The 3,146-nt window shown below is 66.4% G+C and carries 5 protein-coding genes; 2 read left to right on the forward strand and 3 right to left on the reverse strand.

Annotated elements, in window-relative coordinates:
- From CWO91_RS41910 to CWO91_RS41920, 3 genes are all read right to left on the reverse strand, one after another.
- On the reverse strand, positions 1 to 822 hold an 822-nt coding region (locus CWO91_RS41910; RefSeq protein ID WP_130221133.1), incomplete at its 3' end, for a hypothetical protein.
- Positions 823 to 980: 158 nt separating this feature from the next.
- Complete coding sequence (locus CWO91_RS41915) at positions 981 to 1,184, reverse strand: hypothetical protein (RefSeq protein WP_085969273.1); 204 nt, start codon at positions 1,182 to 1,184, stop codon at positions 981 to 983.
- Between the two features lie 283 nt (positions 1,185 to 1,467).
- Positions 1,468 to 2,130, reverse strand: a complete 663-nt coding sequence (locus CWO91_RS41920) for a glutathione S-transferase family protein (RefSeq protein WP_130221134.1) — start codon at positions 2,128 to 2,130, stop codon at positions 1,468 to 1,470.
- Positions 2,131 to 2,252: 122 nt separating this feature from the next.
- Here CWO91_RS41920 and CWO91_RS41925 point away from each other — a divergent pair, with 122 nt between their 5' ends.
- Positions 2,253 to 2,969 (forward strand): DUF599 domain-containing protein, encoded by a 717-nt coding sequence (locus CWO91_RS41925; RefSeq protein WP_130221135.1) that lies wholly within the window; start codon positions 2,253 to 2,255, stop codon positions 2,967 to 2,969.
- Positions 2,966 to 3,146 (forward strand): hypothetical protein (locus CWO91_RS43925; RefSeq protein ID WP_208753149.1); only part of this gene is annotated, 181 nt, incomplete at its 3' end. The genes CWO91_RS41925 and CWO91_RS43925, both read left to right, overlap by 4 nt.

The following is a 3,146-nucleotide window of genomic DNA, read 5'->3' on the forward strand; positions in this document are numbered from 1 at the left end:
CGCGTTTGCAGCGGGTGCTGCCTGGCGCGTCGCCGCCGTGGGCGGCTCCGGATTCATGATGCTGACCGGCGGCGTCGACGAGGCGCTCGGGAACTCGGCATTGGTCGGCTTGCCTGTCGGCATCGACGGCGGCAACCCGGCAAGCGCGGCGCTGGCCGGCAGCCCCGGCGCCGTTGCGGGCGTGTTCCAGGTCGGCGCATAGCGCGCGACCAGCGTGTCGTAGAGATGGGAATTCATGTTGGCGGCGACCTGCTGCTGGTCGGTCAGCGAGCGGAACGCCGCGCAATCGAACTGCGTGCAGCCGTCGCGCGCGACCAGCACATGCGCGACGAAGCCGTAGCGATCACGCTCCAGCGATTTGCGCAGCACCTTCATGTCCAGCGTCAGGCTCTTCTCGGCCGTGGCGGCGTCGCCGAGCGCGGTCAGCCGGTCGATCCTGGCGGCGGTATAGGAAACGGCCGCAGCGGCCGCGTCAGGCGCGCCGAACAGCGCCTTCTCGCAGCCAACGGCCACGGCATCGCCGGCGAGATCATCGAGGCAGGACAGCGCGGGCAGGCTCGCCGTCACCGCTCCTTGCGCGCGCGCCTCGCCCGGGGCGGCCTGCCCCTCCGGGCCGTAGACGCGCACGGTGGCCGCCCCGGCGATCGCGATGGATAGCAGCGTAATCACTGTCAGCGCGCCATTGGCGACCGACCGGTCGGCGCGCTGCAGGGTGATGAGGAGGATCAGCCCGAAGAATCCGGTGGCCACCAGCGTCATCCACATCGGGAAGGCCGGCGAGTGCCAGATTTGGTCGAGCGAAGTGGCCCATGCCCAGTTCATGCGCGACGTCCCCTCACGCGAGCAAAGAGCGGATGGTCAAAGCGAGCACCGCGAGTCGGCAACTGCCCCCACCCACCTTGGGAAGGTGAAGCGGGCCTTTTGACGGCGACAGGATACAACTTCCCGGGAGGCGCCTATGCGCAGGTAGCGTCGGGCCTTCAGGAGAGCGCGAGCTGGCTTTCCTTGGCGACGCGCTCGAAGGCTTCGGTCGAGCTCTTGATCCGGTACTGGCAGTCGTCGCCTTCAGTCGGCAACAGACGGATGACCTCATACGCGCCGCTGGCAGCCGGACGCGCGACGTTGCTGGCCGTGAACAAGACGCGCGTCCCCACGGGGAATTTGTGCTTCAACACCCTCTCCATTATTCAAACAGCGCCTGCCTCGCCCAGTGTCCCACTGCGATGGCCGGCCGGAAACCCGGGCCGTCCTATAGCACGAGCCCCGCCGGTTTGGCCAGCGCAAACCGGCATGGCAATCGCGCAAATTCTGCCGCCATTTCATAACGATAGCGGGACAACCTGCAAGCTCGATGGACCGCGGGAGCCGCTCCTTCGCGCGGCGTGTCGCAGCCCGCGCCATGGCCCCGGTCCAGTGCCGGCCTGACCGCCGCCGGCCCGCGGGCCGGCGTCCCGATCAGACCAGCGATCAGGCGTCCTCGAACTTCTCGATGCGAAGCGTTTCGGCGAGCCCGTCCCGGGTCCATTCCTGGAACGCCGGCAGCGCCAGCATCGTGTCCATGTAGGCCTTGGTCTCGGGCGTGACCTCGATCGCGTAGGTACGGAAGCGGTGCACGACCGGCGCGTACATCGCATCCGCCGCACCGAAGCGGCCGAACAGGAACGGTCCCTTGGCGCCATAGCGGGTCCGGCACTCGCGCCAGATCTCCTGCACGCGCGCGATATTGGCCTTGGCGTCCGCCGACAGCGTCACGGGACGCACGGGGCGATGCAGGTTCATGCCGCATTCGTTGCGCAAGGCCATGAAGCCGGAATGCATCTCGGCGCACACCGAACGGGCATGAGCGCGCGCGGCGGCATCGTCGGGCCACAGCTTTTTCTCCGGGTAGCGCTCGGCGATGTATTCGATGATGCTGAGCGAGTCCCACACCGTAATGTCGCCATCGACCAGCACCGGCACCTTACCAGCGCGGCTGAAGGACAGGATCTGCTCCTTGTCGGCGGGATTGTCGGTGTAGAGCGGGATGACGGTTTCCACGAACGGGATGTCGTTGGCGCGCAGCGCGAGCCAGGGTCGCATCGACCATGACGAGTAGTTCTTGTTGCCGATCGCGAGTTTCAGCGCAGCCATGTCATCAATCCTTCCCGAGACGTCCTGAAGCGAGCTGCTTTTAACGCCATCGCCTGCCGCCAATCAATCGTTGCCGCGCCTCGCCATGCGTGGCAATCGTTGCCGCCCGCGAGGAGACGGACATGAGCAGGCACTGGGTCGACATCACCGCCGTCGGCTTCTTCATCATCGAATGGCTGGTCTACGCGTTGACGCTGGAGCATTCGGCCTATGGCCGCGACAGCCTCTCGGCGCGCATGAACCGCTACCGCGAGGTCTGGGTGCGCCAGCTGCTCGACCGCGACACGCGCATGGTCGACATGCAGATCATGGCCTCGCTCCAGAACGGCACCGCCTTCTTCGCCTCCACCAGCCTGTTCGCGCTGGGCGGCGCGCTGGCGCTGCTGCACGCGACCAACGACGCCATCACCATCCTGAGCAAGCTGCCGATCGACCTCAGCCCCTCGCCCGCACTGTGGGAGCTGAAATGCGTCGGCCTCGTGCTGATCTGCGTCTACGCCTTCTTCAAGTTTGCCTGGGCCTATCGCCTGTTCAACTACGTCGCGATCCTGTTCGGCGGCATGCCGCCGGCCTCCCAGCGCGACACGGCGGAGGCCGAAGCCCATGTCATCCGCACCTCGCGCCTGTTCGAATCCGCCGGCCGCCATTTCAACCGTGGCCAGCGCGCCTTCTTCTTCGCGCTCGGCTATCTCGGCTGGTTCGTCAGCCCCTGGCTGCTGTTCGTGACCACGGCGGCCGTGGTGGTCGTGACCTGGCGACGGCAGTTCGCGTCCAGCGCATGGGCGGCGATGGCGCCGGAGGTGGAGCCTGATGGCGAGGAGAAGATGCGCGGTCATTGAGCCGTCCGCGCAGCAACAGCAAAGTATCGCGCACGCTTTCTCCACATCGTCATTGCGAGCGCAGCGAAGCAATCCAGAGTCTTTCCGAGGCGGGATTCTGGATTGCTTCGTCGCAAGGGCTCCTCGCAATGACGGAGCAAGGGGCAATGGCGTCGTTCTCCAATTCGCATCTGCGTT

It is taken from the genome of Bradyrhizobium genosp. SA-3, from assembly GCF_004212635.1.
Taxonomy (GTDB): domain Bacteria; phylum Pseudomonadota; class Alphaproteobacteria; order Rhizobiales; family Xanthobacteraceae; genus Bradyrhizobium.